Consider the following 17,344-nt stretch of genomic DNA (forward strand, 5'->3'; position numbering starts at 1 on the left):
TCGCGGGGGATGACACGCCTCGGCCGGTTCCCTCGCCGACCTCTTCGTCGACGGCTGCGCCCGCTCCTGCTTCCTCGTCCGACTCGGCTGCGCCGGCTCCGGTCCCGGCTGAGACCGGGGCCGCGCCGGCTCCAGTCCCGGCTGAGACCGATGGGTCGCGGCCGTCGCCTACGCTCAGCGTCAGTCCCGAGCCTGCTGAGCCGGCGCCTACGTCCTCCCGGGCGGCCGCGCCCGCGCCGGTGCCGACGTCGATGGCGGGGGATGAGCCGGAGCCGGCCGAGGCCACGCCGACCAGCACACGGGCGCCGAAGCCGGTGCCGTCGCCCACCTCGATCCACCGGACGCGATGACCTACTCCTCAGCCCTGCCGCCTCCTCCGCCGGTCACCGACCGGTGGGGTGGGCTGCTGGGCTTCTTCGCACCGGATCGTGTGCTGCCCGGGCCCTGGGGTGTCACGCCTCCAGAGGGAGCGATCCGGCGGCGCCTCCTCGGCTGTTTCGCCCGGCTGGGTGAGTGGCGGGCTGGGCTTTTCCGGTCTGATCGGGCGGGCGGGGTCACGGCCGGCTTCGCGCGAGGCGGCGGTCCGCGTGGAGATGGTCTCGGCGGCACCGCCGGCGCCGTGCCGGGCACGCCGGCGATCAACGAGCTCTATCACGCCCGGCGGCTCGGGCTGGTGCGGCTGGCGGTGCTCATGGTGGACGACCTGCCCACCGCGGAGGACATCGTGCAGGACGTGTTCGCGGCGCTCTATCGGAGGCACGGCGCCGATCTCCGGACGCTCGCCGATCCGCACGCCTATCTCACCACCGGAGTGATGAACGCGGCCCGCTCGGCACTGCGCCGGCGGCGGACCGCGCGGGCCTATGTGCTGCCGCGCGCCGGGAGCGCGCCGGCCGCGGAGGATCTGGCGCTGCTCGGCGAAGGGGATCGGCAGGTGCTGGCGGCGCTGGGGGAGTTGACCGTGCGGCAGCGGCAGGTGGTGGTGTTGCGGTACTGGTCCGAACTCTCCGAGCTGGAGATCGCCGAAGCGCTGCACGTGTCCCGCGGCACCGTGAAGTCGACCGCGAGCCGCGCCCTCACCATCCTGCGCGGCCTCCTGGAGGCACGCCGATGAGCCGGCCGGGCGCGGGTGTTGCGTATATGTGTGCAGAGCAAAGGGGCCCGGGATGACTGCTGAGCTCGAGGAGCGGGTGCGGGCTGCCCTGGGGGCTCGGGCCGGGCTGGTCGGCCAGGCTGACCTGCAGGCGGCGGTGCCACCCACCGCGCTGGGGCGGCCACGGCGGCGGCTCGTGATGCGGTGGTGGGCGCCGATGGCGGCCGCGGTGGCGGTGGTCGCGGTGGCGGTGGTGATGCTGGTTCTGCTGGTGCCCGGTGCGTCCTCGGGGCCCGATCTGCCGGCTTCGTCCGTACCCCCGGAGCCGTCGCCCAGCGTGACCACCCCCCAACCTGAACCGCCGAGGCCGTCGGCGACTCCCTCCGGCGGGGTCGGGCCCGCCGAGCCCGGCCCGCTCCCGGCCGTGACGAGGTCGGGCGACCCGGCGCCGACGACCCGGAGGGACACGGCGGCCGATCCGGCGCCGACCGCGAACCCAACGGCAACCTAGGCGCGCCCGTTTCGCTCTCCGGCTTTTCTCAAGTCCGGCGAACTGATGGGCATGACCGACACGCAGATCGTCGAGCTGGGCCTGCAGGCCATGACCATCGCCGCGAAGATGTGCGCGCCGGTGTTGCTGACCGCGCTGCTGATCGGTTTCGCGATCTCGCTGTTCCAGTCGGTCACCCAGATCCAGGAGGCGACGCTCTCGTTCGTGCCGAAGGCCATCGGGGTGGGTGCGGCGATTCTGTTCTCGGGTAACTGGATGTTGCACGAGATGATCAAGTTCACCCAGGACCTGTTCGAGAAGATCCCGACGTTGCTGGGCTGAGACAAGCTGAGAAACGGGCCACCCCGGCGAAGGGGTGGCCCGTTCTCTTTACATTCCGTCCGGGCCGCTGGTGAAGCGCAGCGACGGGTTTTCGAAACGGGTGCCGGTGGACCGCATCGTGTAGAGGCGGATCACCTTGCTGTCCCGCGTGGTGCGCAGGCCGACGAGGTCACGCGGGCCGTCGCCGTCGAGGTTGGCGGCGGCGATGGACAGGGCTGCCCAGTCGCCCGCGGCTTCCACGCAGGCCGCGCAGGTCGCCGTGTCGAGCCATGCGGCCGGAGCGGTGAACGGCGCCCGGCCGGTGGAGGCGAACACCTTGAGCTGCCGCCCGCCCGGTTCGTCGTAGTAGTGCACCACGTCGGCCTTGCCGTCGCCCGTCGCGTCGGTCACCACGATCTTGGCGAGTTGGATGCGGTAGCCGGCCGTGCCGCTGTCCCACTGCTGTACGCCTTCGACGAAACGGGCGCCGTCGGAGTAGTTGACCCACAGCCGGACCGCGTTCGTCTGGTAGTTGTTCGCTCGTACCAGATCGGCCTTGCCGTCGCCGTCGACGTCGCCGACCGAGAGGGCGACCCGGCGCGGGTCGAAGGTGTCCGAGCCGCTCGGCGTGAAGTTGCGCCAGGACACCGGGGCGGCCAGGCCGTCGCCGGTCGAGCGCAACGCGAAGGCCTGGTACGAGGTCTGCGTCTCGTCCCGGACCAGCACCACATCCGACTTCGCGTCACCGTCCACGTCACCGGCGAACGCGTGCAGGTAGTCCAGCGGCCACGCACCGTCGGCGCCGCTGTCCCACACCTTCTCCGGCTCGGCGAACCCGTTGCCCAGCGACTCGAACATCCAGATCTCGCTGTTGCGGACCAGCCGGTCCGCCCCGAACGCGTCGTCGCGCAGAACCACGGCGAGGTCGCACTTGCCGTCGCCGGTGAAGTCGCCGGCCAGCCACTGCGCCCCGTCGTGCTGCCACCCGGTCGGCATCTCCCACGGCGCGAACTCGCTGTTCCACACCTCCACCGGCTCTTCCAGCTCGCCGCCGCCGGCGTTGGTCAGCGCCCACAGCTTCATCACCTTGTTCGGATAGCCGTGGATCACCAGCGTGTCCGCCTTGCCGTCGCCGGTGAAGTCGCCGGCCAGGTGCTGCGCGGCGGGCACCCGCAGGTTCCGGTCGGCGAGCGTGCGGATCTCCACCGGGTTCAGGGCGCCGGTGTGCACCAGCACCTCGTCGAGGTCGCCGCTCCACCAGTCGGCCGGCACGGCGTTCCACCGGCCGCGGCCGATCACCACGTCGCCGGCCGCGTACCAGGGCTTGTCGAAGGCCACCGCGGTCTGCGGCTCGCCGTTCACCCACAGCTGCACGGTTGCGGCCGTGGCGTCGTACACGCCGGTCAGGTGGGTCCACTCGCCGAGCCGTGGCGGAGCGGCCGAAAGTGCCAGCGCGCCGTTCGTGGTCTCGCTGTCGGCGGGATGCAGGACGAACGCCCACCGGTTGCTGTCGCTGCGATATTGCAGGTAGAACCCGCTGACCCGGTTGCCCTCGATGGACACCGCCGTCTGGTTGGTGGTGTCGTCGCGGACCATTCGGACCCAGGCGCTCACCGAGAAGCTCGCGTCGGTGCGGAGCCCGCCCGCCGGTGCGGTCGCCTCACCCGAGGATCCGTTGAAGGTGGCGCCGTGACCGTCGAAGCCGGTGCCCACCGTGACGCCGTTGGAGAGCGTGCCGGAGCGGCCGTAACCGGACCGGTCGGCGAGCGCCCGGGTGCTGCCGTCGTGGAAGCCGAACCAGCCCTCGACGCGCTTGACGAACCGGATGAACTCGCGCGGCTGCACCACCCGGTCGTAGACCCGGACGTCGTCCAGGTCACCGATCCAGCGGTCCGAGTTGCCGCCGTTCCAGCGCACCCGGCCGATGGTCACGTCCTGGTTGCCGTTGAACCCGGCGGCCGCGATGGCGCTGCTCACCAGCACCCCGTCGATGTAGAGGTGGATCCGGCCGCCGCCCATCGGGTCGTACACGCCGGCCACGTGGGTCCAGGCGTTCAGCCGCGGCCCCGTGGGTGCGGTCGCCGACGCCGTGCCCGCCGGGTTGTCCACATCGGACTTCGCCAGCCAGAACCGGTAGCGCTGGTCGGCCGCGTTGTACTGCAGATAGAACGAGCCGACCCGGGTGCCGGACTGCGAGATGATGGTGCGGTTGCCGGTGGGCAGCGTGCTCATCCGCACCCAGGCCGCCACCGTGTAGCCCTTGGTGGTGTCCACCGCGGCGTCGGCGGTGATCTCCCCGTTTCCGCTCATGTGCAGGTAGGTGCGGTGGTTCAGCTTGGTGTCCACCGGGTCGGTGGTCCAGGCCGGACCGGCGGTCATGGTCGCCGGGCGGGAGACGTCGGTGGGATGACCCGGGTACGCGGTGTCCCCGGCCGTGGTGCCGCTGCCCTCGTCGAGCGCCCAGTGCGCCACCGGCTCGGTCGCCGGCCGCACCCCGAACAGGTACGCGGTCTTCGTGCTGGCGTTGCCGGCCCGGTCGATCGCCTGGACGTAGAGGGTGACCGGCCCGTCCCGATCAGGCGTGATCGGCAGGGTCACCGAGGCGCCCGGCGTGGCCGGCTGGATGTCGATGGCCGGTGGATCGGTCAGCCCGTAGCGGTAGCGGACCACGTCGGCGTCGCCGGTGCTCAGCGTGAAGACACCGGTCCGTCCCACGCTGCCGTTCTGCACGTTGCCGGGTGGATAGTCGGCGGACGCCACCCCGGGTGGCGCGGGCACCGCCTTGTCGATCTGGATCGGGCAGGCCGGCGCCCACCCGCTGTACCGCGGTTCGTTGTCCACCGCGCGGAAGTTCAGGTCGTACGCGCCGTTCTGCACCAGGCCGGCGTCGAGGTTCCAGGTCACGGCGGAGCCGGAGGCCACGTAGCCCGAGCGCTGGGTGTGCACCGAGGCGCCGTCGCGGTACAGCTGGAGCTCACCGTCGACGTTGTCCAGGTCGGGATCGCTGAGCCGGCCGGTCACCGAGTAGTTGGTGGCCGCGCCGAGCAGGATCCGCTCGGTGCCGCAGGCCTGCCCGTTGACCTTGAGCTCGTTCGGGACGGCCGGCGCGGTGTTGTAGTTGACCGAGAAGCGGACCGCCGCCCCGCCGTCCACCGCGTTGCCCTCGTCCTTGAACCGCCGCCAGGCCTTGCACTGGAGGGCGCCGTTCTGGGTGATGCAGGCTTCGTTGCGGGCGCGCAGGCCCACCTCGACCTGCGACCGGCCCTCGGCCGCCGAGGCCTGCGCCAGCGGCGTCATGTTGACCACGATGTCGGTGTCGTTGCGGCAGTTGCCGGACGGGTTGCCGCGGGTGGCGTGCACCTCGTTGAAGCGGCCGCCCCACACGTTCTGGTTGTTCCACGTGGTGTTGCCGTTGAGGCCGGAGACGTGGTGGAAGTCCAGCGGATAGGACGGTTCGTCGCACGCCCAGGACCAGGCGTGGACCATGGTCAGGTGCAGGTCGGCGTAGATCACGTTCTTGCCGGCGAAGAAGCTGCCGTCGAAGAACAGGAACGACCGCAGAACGAACTGGGAGCCGTTGTTGGTGCTGCGGCCGATCGCCAGGTCGCCGTCCGGGTCGCCGTTGCGGCTGCCGCCGTTCCACATCGCGGTGTTCGGCATCGCCGAGTTGATCAGCAGCCAGAAGCTCAGGTTGCGGGACTGCCAGACCGGGTCGATGCGCAGTGGGAACTTCGTCTGCGGGTCGCGCAGGAGCTTGCGGTCCGGCGTGAGCACCAGCTTGTCGCCGCGCAGCTTGACCCCCACCAGCGCGGAGCGGGCCCCGTGCAGCGGCGCCCAGTCGCTCGACGGCTCCTCGCCGAACTCGGGGCCGGAGCCGGACGAGTCCCACATCGTCAGCGGGGAGGCGACGAACACCTCCTTGCCGCTGGGGTCGGTGGCGATCAGGTTGTGCTGGGTGCCGACCTTCACCTGTACGCCCTTGGCCCGCAGCGTCAGCCGCAGCTCGGCCAGCTCCGGGTTGCGGGCGGCGGTGCGGTTCTTCACCACCAGCACCTTGCGCGGACCGTCCCGTTCGGCGCGGACCACCAGGTCGACGCCGGGCAGCACCTCCGGATAGGTGGCCACGTCGCCGCCGACCACCGGTGCGGGCAGTGCCTTGGGCCAGGTCATCGCCAGTTCGTGCCCGGCGTTGTCGGTGAAGGTCAGGAACGGGCCGGTGCCGCCACCGGAGATCACCGTCGGCACCGGCGAGGCGGCCGTCCGGAACCCGCCGCGGCCGTCCCGCACCAGCGTGGTGTCGACCGGCCCCCAGGTGCCGTCCGCGCGCTTGGCCCGGACCGGCACCGTCGTCTCGTCGCGCCGCATGGTGCCGTCGGGCAACGCGAACGTCTGCCCGGTCGGGGTGCGCTCGGCGGTCACCTCGACCGGCCGGTCGGTCCGGTCCGCGGCGGCGAGCGCGGTGCGGGTGTCGGGTTGTTCGGTCACCGCGGCGAGGTCGTCGGCCGCGGACGAATGAAGGAACGGAACGACGATTAACGTGGCCAGCAATGCCGGCGTCAGAAGGCGCGCGAATAGGGCTGAATGAGCGTGCACAAAGACCTCCCCCGTCAGGAGTGCACCCGGGGCTGATCGCCCGAGCGCAGCGTGCCACAAGCCGGATCCCTTGCGAAGCCATGCTTCCGGGCGCCATTGACCCCTCGCTCATCCTCTGTGTACCGTCCGCGCCAATTCGACTGCAGCCCAACGGGGGAGGGCCCAGTGCGTATCGGCTCACGTGTACCCACATTCGTTTCCGCAGGCCTTGTCGCCTTGCTGGTCGCCACGCTGGCCGGGCCACCGCCCGCGTCCGCCGCCGACTTCGCGCCGACCAAGGGCAAGCCCGATCGCTCCGTACCGGCCGCGAAATCGCCTGCGCATCTGAGCAACAAACCCGATCCGGCGGCACAGCGGGCGCTGCGCGGCAACCGTACGGTCACCTGGCCCGGCGCCGGAGTCACCGAGGTCCGGCTGACCACACCCCGCGCGGCCGTCAAGGCCGGCGGCTCGCCGCTGTCGATCGTGGCCGGCGCCCGCGCCGCCACCTCTCCGGTCCGGGTCGAGACCCTCGGCCGGGACCGTTCCCGGGCGGCCGGCGTCGACGGCCCGATGTGGCGCCTCGGCGGCCTCCGCGGGTCCGGCCCGGTGCAGGTGCGTCTCGACTACACCGGCTTCCGGGACGCCTACGGCGCCGACTGGTCGAACCGGCTGCGGATCATCCGGTTGCCCGAATGCGCAACGAATTCGCCGGAACGGCCGGAGTGCGCGCCGGTGCCGCTGCCCACCCGCAACGACGCCAAGGCCGGCACGCTCACCGCCGCGGTGACCGCCGACGCGCTCTACGCGGCCGCGCCCGCGGCCGGCGGACCGACCGGCAGCTTCGCCGCCACCTCGCTGTCCCCGTCGGCGACCTGGAGCGGCGGGAACCCGACCGGCGACTTCAGCTGGACCTATCCGCTGCGGGTGCCGCCCGGAATCGGCGGGCCGGCGCCGGAGATCGCGCTCGCGTACTCGTCGTCCGCGGTCGACGGGCGCACCGCCGCGACCAACAACCAGCCGTCGCAGATCGGCGAGGGCTTCGACTTCCACCCCGGGTTCATCGAGCGCCGCTACAAGCCCTGCGCCGACGACATGACCGGCAGCAACACCACCACCAAGACCGGTGACCAGTGCTGGGGCACGGACAACGCGGTGCTCTCCCTCAACGGCCGCGGCGGCGAGCTCGTCCGCGACGACGCCACCGGCACCTGGAAGATCCGCAACGACGACGGCTCCCGGGTGGAGCACCTCACCGGCGCGGCGAACGGCGACAACGACGGCGAGCACTGGCGGGTCACCACCAGCGACGGCACCCAGTACTACTTCGGCCGCAACCGCCTGCCCGGCTGGACCGACGGGAAGCCGGAGACCAACTCGGCGTGGACCGCGCCGGTCTTCGGCAACCAGGCGGGGGAGCCGTGCCACAAGGCCGGCGACTTCCCCGGATCGTCGTGCTACCAGGCCTATCGCTGGCAGCTGGACTATGTGATCGACCCGCACGACAACGTGATGTCGTACTGGTACCAGAAGGAGAGCAACCACTACGCCTGGAACCTCAAGGCGGACCAGCCGAAGTCCTACACGCGGGGCGGCTGGCTGGACCGGATCGACTACGGCCAGCGGGACAACGAGGTCTACTCCACCCAGCCGGTCGGGCGGGTCCGGTTCGAGATGGCCGAGCGGTGCACACCCGGGTCGGCGTGCGCGGTCACCCAGCCGGACACCTACCCGGACACGCCGCTCGACCAGAAGTGCGACGGCGGCAAGTGCCCGGACAAGTTCTCGCCGACGTTCTGGTCCACGAAGCGGGTGGCCCGGATCGTCACCCAGGTCTGGACCGGCCTCGCGCACCGCGACGTCGACTCGTGGACGCTGCGGCACGAGTACCCGGCGCCGGGCGACGGCACGCGGGCCGGGCTCTGGCTCGAAGGCATCACCCACACCGGTCACGTGACCACCGCCGGGCAGCAGCCGGTGGCGCTGCCCGAGGTGACCTTCGACGGCGTGCAGAAGTCGAACCGGGTGATCAAGGACTCGGACACCAGCGCGACGATGAATTGGTGGCGGGTCAGCGCCGTGCACAACGGCACCGGCGGCACCATCACCATCGACTACTCCGGCGAGGACTGCAGCCGCAAGGCCGGCGGCCGGATGCCGCCCGGCGAGCACAACAACACGATGCGCTGCATGCCGGTCAAGCTGCCGCGGCCGGGCAGCGATACCGAGGTCGACACCGATTGGTTCCACAAGTACGTCGTCAACGAGGTCACCGAGCACGACTGGAGTCCGGGCAACCCGCCGGTGGTGACCCGGTACGAGTACCTCGACGGCGCCGCCTGGCGGCACGAGGACAACGACGGCCTGCTGGAGCCGAAGTACAAGACGTGGTCCCAGTGGCGCGGCTACGGCCGGGTGCGCACGATCAAGGGCGGCGACCACGAGACGCCGCTGATCAGCGAGACTCGGTTCTTCCGCGGGCTGAACGGCGACAAACTGCCCGGCGGGGGCACCCGGGCCGAGGTGGTGCGCGACTCGCTCGGCGGCAGCTTCCCCGACGAGGACCAGTACGCCGGCCAGCCGCGGGAGAGCGTCACCTTCCTGGCCGGCGCGCCGCTCTACACCACGATCACCGATCCGTGGCGGTCCGAGCCCACTGCCATCCGGACGCGCGACTGGGGCCGGGTCGAGGCCCGGCGGGTGGATCAGGCCCGGGTGCTCAACCGCAGCCCGCTCTCCGGCGGCGGCTGGCGCACCACCGAGGTGGTCAAGACCTTCGACGCCGAGGGCCGGGTCACCCAGAGCCACGACCGCGGCGACGTCACGGATCCCGGCGACGACAACTGCGCACGCTATTGGTACACCGCCCCGAACGACACCCGCTGGATCCGGGTCGCCTCATCCCGGGTGGAGACCGTCTCGGTGGGCTGCGACCGGACCCCGGCGCGTCCCGGCGACGTGGTCTCCGACGTGCGGCAGTTCTATGACGGCGGCGAGGCGCACGGCGCCGCGCCGGACCGCGGCGACATCGTCCGGGTGGAGGAGCTTTCCGGGTACGCCGGCGGCACCCCGCAATACGTCACCACCACCAGGACCACCGTCGACGCGTACGGGCGCGGCACCGAGTCGTACGACGTCAAGGGCAAGCGGACCCTCACCACCTATGCCCCGGCCACCGGCGGCCCGGTGACGTCGGTGACCACCACCAACCCGTTGGGCCACACCTCCACCGTGCACCTGGAACCGGCCTGGGGCTCCGGCCTGGCCAGCGTCGACCCCAACAACCGGCGCAGCGACCTGGAATACGACCCGCTCGGCCGGCTGATCAAGGGCTGGTCCGCCGACCGTCCCAAGGCCGGCGGCTACGCACCGATCAGCGAGTTCGAATATCACCTGCGCGCGGACGCCCCGACCTACACGGTGACCAAGGGGCTCGCGGCGAACGGCCGGTACATCGCGACGTACGAGCTCTTCGACGGGATGTTGCGGCCCCGGCAGACGCAGGTGCCGGCGCCCGGCGGCGGCCGGATCCTGACGGACACGTTCTATGACTCGCGCGGGCTGGCGTTCAAGCGCAACGGCGCCTATTACAACGCGTCGGCGGCGGGCGGCACGTTGCACCCGGTGGACGACAACCAGGTGCCGGGCCAGAACGTCACGGAGTACGACGGGACCGGGCGGGCGATCGTCGAGGCCTTCCGGACCAACGGCGTCGAGAAGTGGCGCACCACAACGGTTTACGACGCGGAGCGGACGACGGTGCTGCCGCCGCGCGGCACGGCGGCGACCACGGTGGTGGACGTGCGCGGGCGCGTCACCGAGAGCATTCAGTACCGGGGGCCGGCCGCGGCCGGAGCGGCGGACACCACGCGATACACCTATGACCGGGCCGGACACCTGGCCACCGTGACCGATCCGGCGGGCGCGGTTCGCAGCTACGAGTACGACCTCACCGGTCGGGTCACCAAGACGGTGGACCCCGACACCGGCGCGGCGGAGATGACCTACAACGACGCCGGCCAGGTGGCGACGACGAAGGACAGCCGCGGCGCGATCGTGGCCTACGCGTACGACGACCTGGGCCGGCAGATCCGCACCCACGACGGGTCGTTGACCGGGCCGAAGCGGACCGAGACGGTGTACGACACGCTGGCGAAGGGATACGCCACCGGTTCGGTCCGCTACCTCAACAACGCCCGGTACGAGAGCCGGGTGCTGCGCTACGACGCCGCCTATCGCCCGGAAGCGTCCCGGGTCACGTTGCCCGCCGCCGAGGGTGCGCTGGCCGGGAGCTACGACTTCGGCTTCACGTACCGGCCGAACGGCGCGCTCGCCACGGCCACTCATCCGGAGATCGGCGGACTGCCCGGCGAGACCATCCAGATGGGCTACGACGACGATCTCGGGCTGCCGCGGTCGTTGTACTCCGCCCTCGGCTCCTACGTGGAGAAGACCGACTACACCCGCTTCAGCGAGATCGAGCAGATCCGGTCCGATCTGGACGGCGCCGACCAGCCGGCTGCGAAGGCCACCTGGCAGACGTTCCACTACGAGGACGGCACGCGTCAGCTCGAGCGGGCGGTCACCGAGAAGCAGGCCGGCCCGGTGAACCGCGTCTCCGATGTCCGCTACAAGCGGGACATCGGCGGCATGATCACGCAGATCACCGACGCGGCCGACGGCGCCGGCGACACCCAGTGCTTCTCCTACGACCACCGGAACCGGTTGACCGAGGCGTGGACACCGCAGTCCGCGGACTGCGAAGCGAGCCGGTCCGTCGCCACGCTCGGCGGCCCGGCGCCGTACTGGACGTCGTGGACCTACGACGTGGTCGGCAGCCGGAAGTCCGAGGTCGAGCACCGGCCGTCCGGTGACACCACCCGGGAATACCAGTACCCGGCCCCGACCGCCGCGAAGCCGCACGCCGTGACGTCGGTGACGACCACCGACGCCTCCGGCAGCAAGACCCTGGCCTACGGATACGACGAAGCCGGCAACACCACGTCCCGGATCGGGCCGACCGGCGTGGTGCAGGCGCTCACCTGGGACGCCGAGGGTCAGCTGGCCAAGGTGGTGGAGAACGGGCAGACCACCGACCTGGTGTACGACGCGGCGGGCAGCCGGCTGCTGCGGCGCGACGCGACCGGCACGACGCTCTTCCTGGCCGGGATGGAGGTGCGGCTCGACAAGGCGACGAACGCGAAGACGGCCACCCGCTTCTACGCCTTCTCCGGTCAGTCCATCGCGGTGCGCACGACGGCCGGGCTCACCTGGCTGACCGGCGACCACCACGGCACCGGCACCGTGGCGATCGACGAGCGGACGCAGGCGGTGCAACGCCGCCGCACGACGCCGTTCGGCGCGCCGAGAGGCGACGCACCGGCCACCTGGCCCGATCGCAAGGGCTTCGTCGGCGGTGAGCAGGACCCGACCGGCCTCACCCATCTCGGCGCGCGGCTCTACGACCCGGCGATCGGCCGGTTCGTCTCCGCGGATCCGCTGGTGGACCCGCGCGATCCGCAGCAGATGCAGGCCTACTCCTACGCCAACAACAGCCCGGTGTCGATGTCCGACGCGAACGGGCTCCGGCCGATGACCGACGACGAGTGGCTCCAGACCGGCGCCTGGGACGGCTCCGGCTCCGGCGGCGGCGGTGGTGGTGGCGGCGGTGGCGGCGGCGGCGGTGGTGGTGGCAACGGCAAGGGAGGCGGCCCGCCGCAGAAGGAGGTCGACGACGCCAACAAGATCAAGAAGCAGAAGGTGCTCGACGTCGTCCTCGAAGCCGGCGGCGAGATCCTGAAGGAAGTCCTCGGGATCAACGACATCCGCGACTGCGTCACCAAGGGCGACGTGATGGCGTGTGCGATGACCGTCGCGAACGTCATCCCGTGGGGCAAGATCTTCAAGCTGCCGAAGATCGTCAAGGCGTTCGAGAAGGCGTACTCGGCGGTCAAGGCCTTCGGCGAGAAGCTCAAGTGGGCCGACAACGTCCTGAAACGAGCCGACGAGGCGGCATCCGCGACCGCGTCCGCCGCGGCCAAGAAGGCGGACGAGGCGGCGGGGGCCGGCGCCAAACAGGCGGACGAAGCGGCGGCCGCCGGAGGTAAACAGGCGGACGATGCCGCCGGCGGCGCCAAACAGGCGGACGAGGGCGCGAACGCCAAGCGCGCCGACGAGGCGTCCGAGGCCGCGGGCGACAGCTGCGTCGTCAACAGCTTCACCCCCGGCACCGGCGTGGTGATGGCGGACGGCTCGGTCCGGCCGATCGAGAAGGTCCGGCCCGACGACGAGGTGCTGGCGACGGATCCGTCCACCGGGCGGACCGCGCCGGAACGGGTGACCACGACGATCGCCGGCACCGGAGACCGTCAGCTCGTGCGGATCACCCTGGACGACGGGTCGTCGTCGACGGTCACCGCGACCGACGGGCATCCGTTCTGGCTGCCGGAGAAGGGCGAGTGGGTCAAGGCCGGTGGCCTGCGGGCCGGCGACGCGCTGCTGACGCCGGACGGTGCCACCGTCCGGGTGCTGGCGATCGTCGCCTACGGCGCACCCGCGACCGTGCACAACCTGACGGTCGATCGCGTCCACACCTACTACGTCATGGCCGGCGACGACCCGGTCCTGGTGCACAACTGCCGAGGCAGCGGTGCGGGCTCCAAGTTCAAGGTGCCGACCCGGCCGGGTGTCTACACCGTCCACTTCGACGACGGCACGAAGTACGTGGGAATGGCCACCGGCAACATGCGCAGCCGCGTCAACCAGGTGGCCAGGAACGAGGACCACGCGTCGTGGAAGGCCGGTTACACGGATCCGTCCCGGATCGTCAACGTGACCTGGATCGAGTTGCCACGCGGATTCGGCGGCCGCCGCGCCTCCCGGGACGTCGCGCGGCGCCTGGAACAATCCGTGGCGGACGGGTGGCGGGCTCTCGGCAAGAGAGTCATCAGCGACAAGCCAGAAGAGTTCAAACTCTGGTACCACAATTAGGAGTTGACCGGCATGGCCACTTTCGGCACCGGGCCGTTCAGCAGTGACGGTTCGCAGGACCTGCTCGACGAGCTCGCCGAGTTGGGGCAGGACGAGCGCCGCGCGGAACTCGCAGAGATCTTCGCGACGGCGGTGCACCGGCCCGAGCTGCTCATGCGGGAGGTCTTCCCGGACGAGGTGGTGGCCGCGGCCGCGCTGGTCGCGGTGGGTCTGCCCGGCGGCGAGGACATCGCCGCCGAGCAGGCGAAATACTACGAGGAGGAACTCGCGGCGGCGCGCCTCGACCCGCCGCCCTTCGACCTGGCCCGCGACGCGCTGGCCGCGATCACCGTGGTCGCCGGTCCGGACGGCGGGCTCTGGCTGCAGGGCTGGGCGGACGAGGAGCGCTATCTCAAGGCCGTCGAGACCGCCCGCCGGGTGCGTGCGGCGCTCGGCACCGCGGCGGGCTCAGCGGAGGCTGCGGACCTTTGACGGCACCTTGGCCGCGGCGGCGCGGTCGAGCAGCCACAACGTTTTGTCGGTGCCGGTGGCGCCGGCCGCAGGCAGTTGCTTGGGGCCGGCGCCCTCGATGGCCATGCCGACCGAGGCCGCCTTGTCCGGCCCCGAGGCGATCAGCCAGACCTCCTCGGCGCTGCGGATGGTCGGCAGCGTCAGCGTGACCCGGGTCGGCGGCGGCTTCGGGCTGTTGTGGACCGCCGCCGTCGTGCCCGTCTCGTGATAGACCGGGTGCTCCGGGAAGATCGACGCCACGTGGCCGTCCTCGCCGACCCCGAGCATCAGCACGTCGAAGTGCGGCAGTTCGGAGCTGCCGGGCTTTGCCGCGTCGGCCAGCTCGCGGGCGTATCGCGCCGCGGCCGCCTGGGCGTCGTCGCCGTCCGGGCCGTCCGACGCGGGCATCGCGTGCACCCGCTCGGGAGCCAGCGGCAACGCGTCGAGCAGCGCCTCGCGGGCCTGCGTCTCGTTGCGGTCGGGGTGGCCGGCCGGCAGGAACCGCTCGTCACCCCACCACAGGTCGACGTGCGACCAGTCGATCGCGTCCGCGGCCGGCAACTCCTTGACCGCGCGCAGCACCTTGCCGGCGATGCGGCCGCCGGTCAGCACGACGCTTGCCCAGCCGCGCTCGGCCTGCGCGTCGATGATGCGGACGACCAGCCGGGCCGCCACCGCCGACGCCAGGATGTCGGCGTCGGGAACCACCACCACGACGGTCTCGCTCATGCGGCGGAGCCGCCCGGTCCGGCCATCGCGCCGGCCGTGTCCCCGGCCCGTGCGGCCAGCGCCGGGTCCTTCCAGACGTGTATGCGAGCAGGCGGCTTCACGTCGAGCCCGTCGATCCCGGCCATCGCGCCCAGCGCCTCGCCGTAGATCTGGTCCGGGTCGAGCCGGCGCAGCTCCTCGGCCAGCTCATCGCCGACCGGCCGCTTGGGCAGCGGCATGTAACGGTCCTCCTGGCCGGTGCGGCTGAACAGGGCGGTGCCCTCCTCGCGGGTCACCGTCACGCAGTCGCCGTTCGCGCACTCGAGTTGCACCGAGCGCATGCGCGGCGACCGGTCGGTCGGCTCCCACACCGGCTCGATGCCCAGCCGCGACTTCAGCCAGCCCTTCATCAGGGCCGCCGTCGGATCGGTCGGCGGCGCCACGATGGTCGCGCCGACCACCCGCTCCTCGGTGGTGTCGAACGCGCCCGCGACCAGGGTGCGCCACAGCGTGATGCGGGTCCAGGTCAGGTCGGTGTCGCCGGGTGCATAGTCCGCGGCCCGCTGGCGCAGCGCCGCGACCGGGTCGGGGGCCAGCGCCGAGTCGGTGATCCGGCGGTCCGCCAGCACGCCCAGGAAGTCGTTGGCGATGACGTCCGGCGGCGGCTCGCACCACCAGGTCACCACCGGCACGTCCGGCGCCAGCAGCGGCATCACGACGGACTCGGCGTGCAGGGCCAGGCGGCCGTACATGCGCATCACGACCGCCTCGGCCGGGCCCAGCCGGCCGCCGACCACGATCTCCGCGTCGAGCCGGCTGCGACCCTCCAGGTCGGAGCGGACCACGATGAGCAGGCGGCACGGGTGCGCGGAGGCGGCGATGGTGGCGGCGGCCTCGGCCTCGCGCACCTGCTTCTCCTCCACCACGGCGACCAGGGTCAGCGCGAGCCCGGAGGCCACGCCGCCCGCGCTGCGCCGCTCGGCGGCAAGGGCCTTGACGACCTCGTTGCCGGTGGTGTCCCAGAGTCCGATCACTTCGTTCCCCTGTTCATTAGGCACGCCGCCACTGGCGGCCCTCGCGGGCCAGCATCTCGTCGGCCGCCCGCGGCCCCCACTCGCCGGAGCGGTACGGCTCCGGCTTGACGCCCGCCCAGGCGGCCTCGAGCGGATCGATGACCCGCCACGACTGCTCGACCTCCGCCGCGTCCGGGAAGAGCGTCCGGTCGCCGACCAGCACGTCGAGCACCAGGCGCTCGTACGCCTCCGGGCTGGACTCGGTGAACGCCTCGCCGTATTGGAAGTCCATCGCGATGTCGCGGACCTCCATCGTGGTGCCGGGCACCTTGGAGCCGAACTTGAGCACCACGCCCTCGTCCGGCTGCACCCGGATGACCAGCTGGTTGTGGCCCAGCATCTCCACGTCGGCCGGGTCGAACGGCAGGTGCGGCGCCTGCTTGAACAGGATCGCGATCTCGGTCACCCGCCGCGGCATCCGCTTGCCCACCCGCACGTAGAACGGGACGCCCGCCCACCGCCGGTTCTGGATGCCCAGCCGGACCGCCACATAGGTCTCGGTGGTGGACTCCGCCGGGATGTTCTTCTCCTCCAGGTAGCCCATCGCGCGCTCGCCGGCCACCCAGCCGGGCAGATATTGCCCGCGGACCGAACCCTCGGAGATGTCGGCGGGCAGCGCGATCGCCTTGAGCAGCTTGAGCTTCTCCGCGCGTACCTCATTGGGGTCGAAGCTCGTCGGTTCTTCCATGCCGACCAGGGCGAGCAGCTGCAGCAGGTGGTTCTGCAGCACGTCGCGGGCCGCGCCGGACGCGTCGTAGAAGGCGGCGCGGGTGCCGATGCCCACGTCCTCGGCCATCGTGATCTGCACCGAGTCGACGTATTTGGAGTTCCACACCGGCTCGAACAGGCTGTTCGCGAAGCGCAGCGCCAGGATGTTCTGGACCGTCTCCTTGCCCAGGTAGTGGTCGATCCGGAAGACGTCCGCCGGGGTGAAGACCTCGTCCACCAGCTGGTTCAGCGACATCGCGGTGGCCAGGTCGTTGCCGAACGGCTTCTCGACCACCACCCGGCGCCAGCCACCCGACTTGGCGTTGTCGGCCATCCCGGTGCGGTTGAGCTGGTTGAGCACCAGCGGGAACGCGGCCGGCGGGATGGAGAAGTAGAAGGCGGCGTTGCCCGGGATGCCGTTGCGCTCGCGCAGGTCGTCGAGCGTGGCCGCCAGGTGGTCGAACGCGGCGTCGTCGTCGAACGAGCCGGGGACGAACTGGAACTGGCTGGCCAGCCGCTGCCAGACGTCCTCACGCCACGGGGTGCGCGCGCCCTTTTTGGCCGCTTCATAGGCCAGCGACTCGAACTCGCCCTCGCCCCAGTCGCGACGGGCGAAGCCGAGAACCACGAAGCCGGGCGGCAGGAGGCCTCTGTTGGCGAGGTCGTAGACCGCCGGGATGAGCTTTTTTCGGGACAGGTCGCCGGTTACGCCGAAGATCACCAGAGCACACGGCTCGGGGATCCGGGGGAGTCGTCGGTCCTGTGCGGTACGCAGCGGATTGCCCACGGATTCCATCCTGCCAAAGTTTGGTGGGGGGGGGGGGGGGGGTGGGGGGGGGGGGGGGGGGGGGGGGGGGGGGGGGGGGGGGGCTGGGGGGGGGGGGGGGGGAGGCGGGAGGG

9 protein-coding genes are annotated in these 17,344 nt (G+C 71.5%); 5 read left to right on the forward strand and 4 right to left on the reverse strand.

Annotated features, from left to right (window positions below; genetic code table 11):
* Positions 1 to 346: 346 nt before the first annotated feature.
* The 3 genes from ACZ6TI_RS41705 to fliQ are packed head-to-tail and all read left to right on the forward strand — an operon-like array spanning position 347 to position 1,925.
* The gene (locus tag ACZ6TI_RS41705; protein WP_465350810.1) at positions 347 to 1,114 is read left to right on the forward strand and encodes an RNA polymerase sigma factor; all 768 of its coding nucleotides are present in this window, start codon (positions 347 to 349) and stop codon (positions 1,112 to 1,114) included.
* A 52-nt stretch (positions 1,115 to 1,166) separates the two neighbouring features.
* Positions 1,167 to 1,604 carry a hypothetical protein gene (locus ACZ6TI_RS41710; RefSeq protein ID WP_465350811.1) on the forward strand — a complete coding sequence of 146 codons (438 nt, stop codon included), beginning with the start codon at positions 1,167 to 1,169 and terminating at the stop codon, positions 1,602 to 1,604.
* 51 nt (positions 1,605 to 1,655) lie between these two features.
* Positions 1,656 to 1,925: a flagellar biosynthesis protein FliQ gene (gene fliQ / locus ACZ6TI_RS41715; RefSeq protein WP_465348607.1), complete on the forward strand. Its 270-nt coding sequence runs from the start codon at positions 1,656 to 1,658 to the stop codon at positions 1,923 to 1,925.
* A gap of 48 nt (positions 1,926 to 1,973) precedes the next feature.
* Here the strand turns inward: fliQ and ACZ6TI_RS41720 are convergent, their stop codons facing one another.
* Positions 1,974 to 6,389 carry a LamG-like jellyroll fold domain-containing protein gene (locus tag ACZ6TI_RS41720; protein ID WP_465350812.1) on the reverse strand — a complete coding sequence of 1,472 codons (4,416 nt, stop codon included), beginning with the start codon at positions 6,387 to 6,389 and terminating at the stop codon, positions 1,974 to 1,976.
* Between the two features lie 324 nt (positions 6,390 to 6,713).
* Here ACZ6TI_RS41720 and ACZ6TI_RS41725 point away from each other — a divergent pair, with 324 nt between their 5' ends.
* On the forward strand, positions 6,714 to 13,466 hold the full coding sequence (locus ACZ6TI_RS41725; protein ID WP_465350813.1) for a polymorphic toxin-type HINT domain-containing protein: 6,753 nt from the start codon (positions 6,714 to 6,716) through the stop codon (positions 13,464 to 13,466).
* A 12-nt stretch (positions 13,467 to 13,478) separates the two neighbouring features.
* Complete coding sequence (locus tag ACZ6TI_RS41730) at positions 13,479 to 13,937, forward strand: DUF4259 domain-containing protein (RefSeq protein ID WP_465350814.1); 459 nt, start codon at positions 13,479 to 13,481, stop codon at positions 13,935 to 13,937.
* On the opposite strand, the gene pgl is transcribed toward ACZ6TI_RS41730, so the two are convergent.
* The 3 genes from pgl to zwf are packed head-to-tail and all read right to left on the reverse strand — an operon-like array spanning position 13,914 to position 17,231.
* Positions 13,914 to 14,684, reverse strand: a complete 771-nt coding sequence (pgl, locus tag ACZ6TI_RS41735; protein ID WP_465350815.1) for a 6-phosphogluconolactonase — start codon at positions 14,682 to 14,684, stop codon at positions 13,914 to 13,916. The genes ACZ6TI_RS41730 and pgl overlap by 24 nt on opposite strands.
* Positions 14,681 to 15,697, reverse strand: a complete 1,017-nt coding sequence (locus ACZ6TI_RS41740) for a glucose-6-phosphate dehydrogenase assembly protein OpcA (protein ID WP_465350816.1) — start codon at positions 15,695 to 15,697, stop codon at positions 14,681 to 14,683. Before ACZ6TI_RS41740 ends, pgl begins: the two co-directional genes overlap by 4 nt.
* 16 nt (positions 15,698 to 15,713) lie before the next feature.
* Complete coding sequence (zwf, locus tag ACZ6TI_RS41745) at positions 15,714 to 17,231, reverse strand: glucose-6-phosphate dehydrogenase (RefSeq protein ID WP_465350817.1); 1,518 nt, start codon at positions 17,229 to 17,231, stop codon at positions 15,714 to 15,716.
* Positions 17,232 to 17,344: the final 113 nt, after the last annotated feature.

It is taken from the genome of Actinoplanes sp. NPDC051388 (assembly GCF_055586225.1).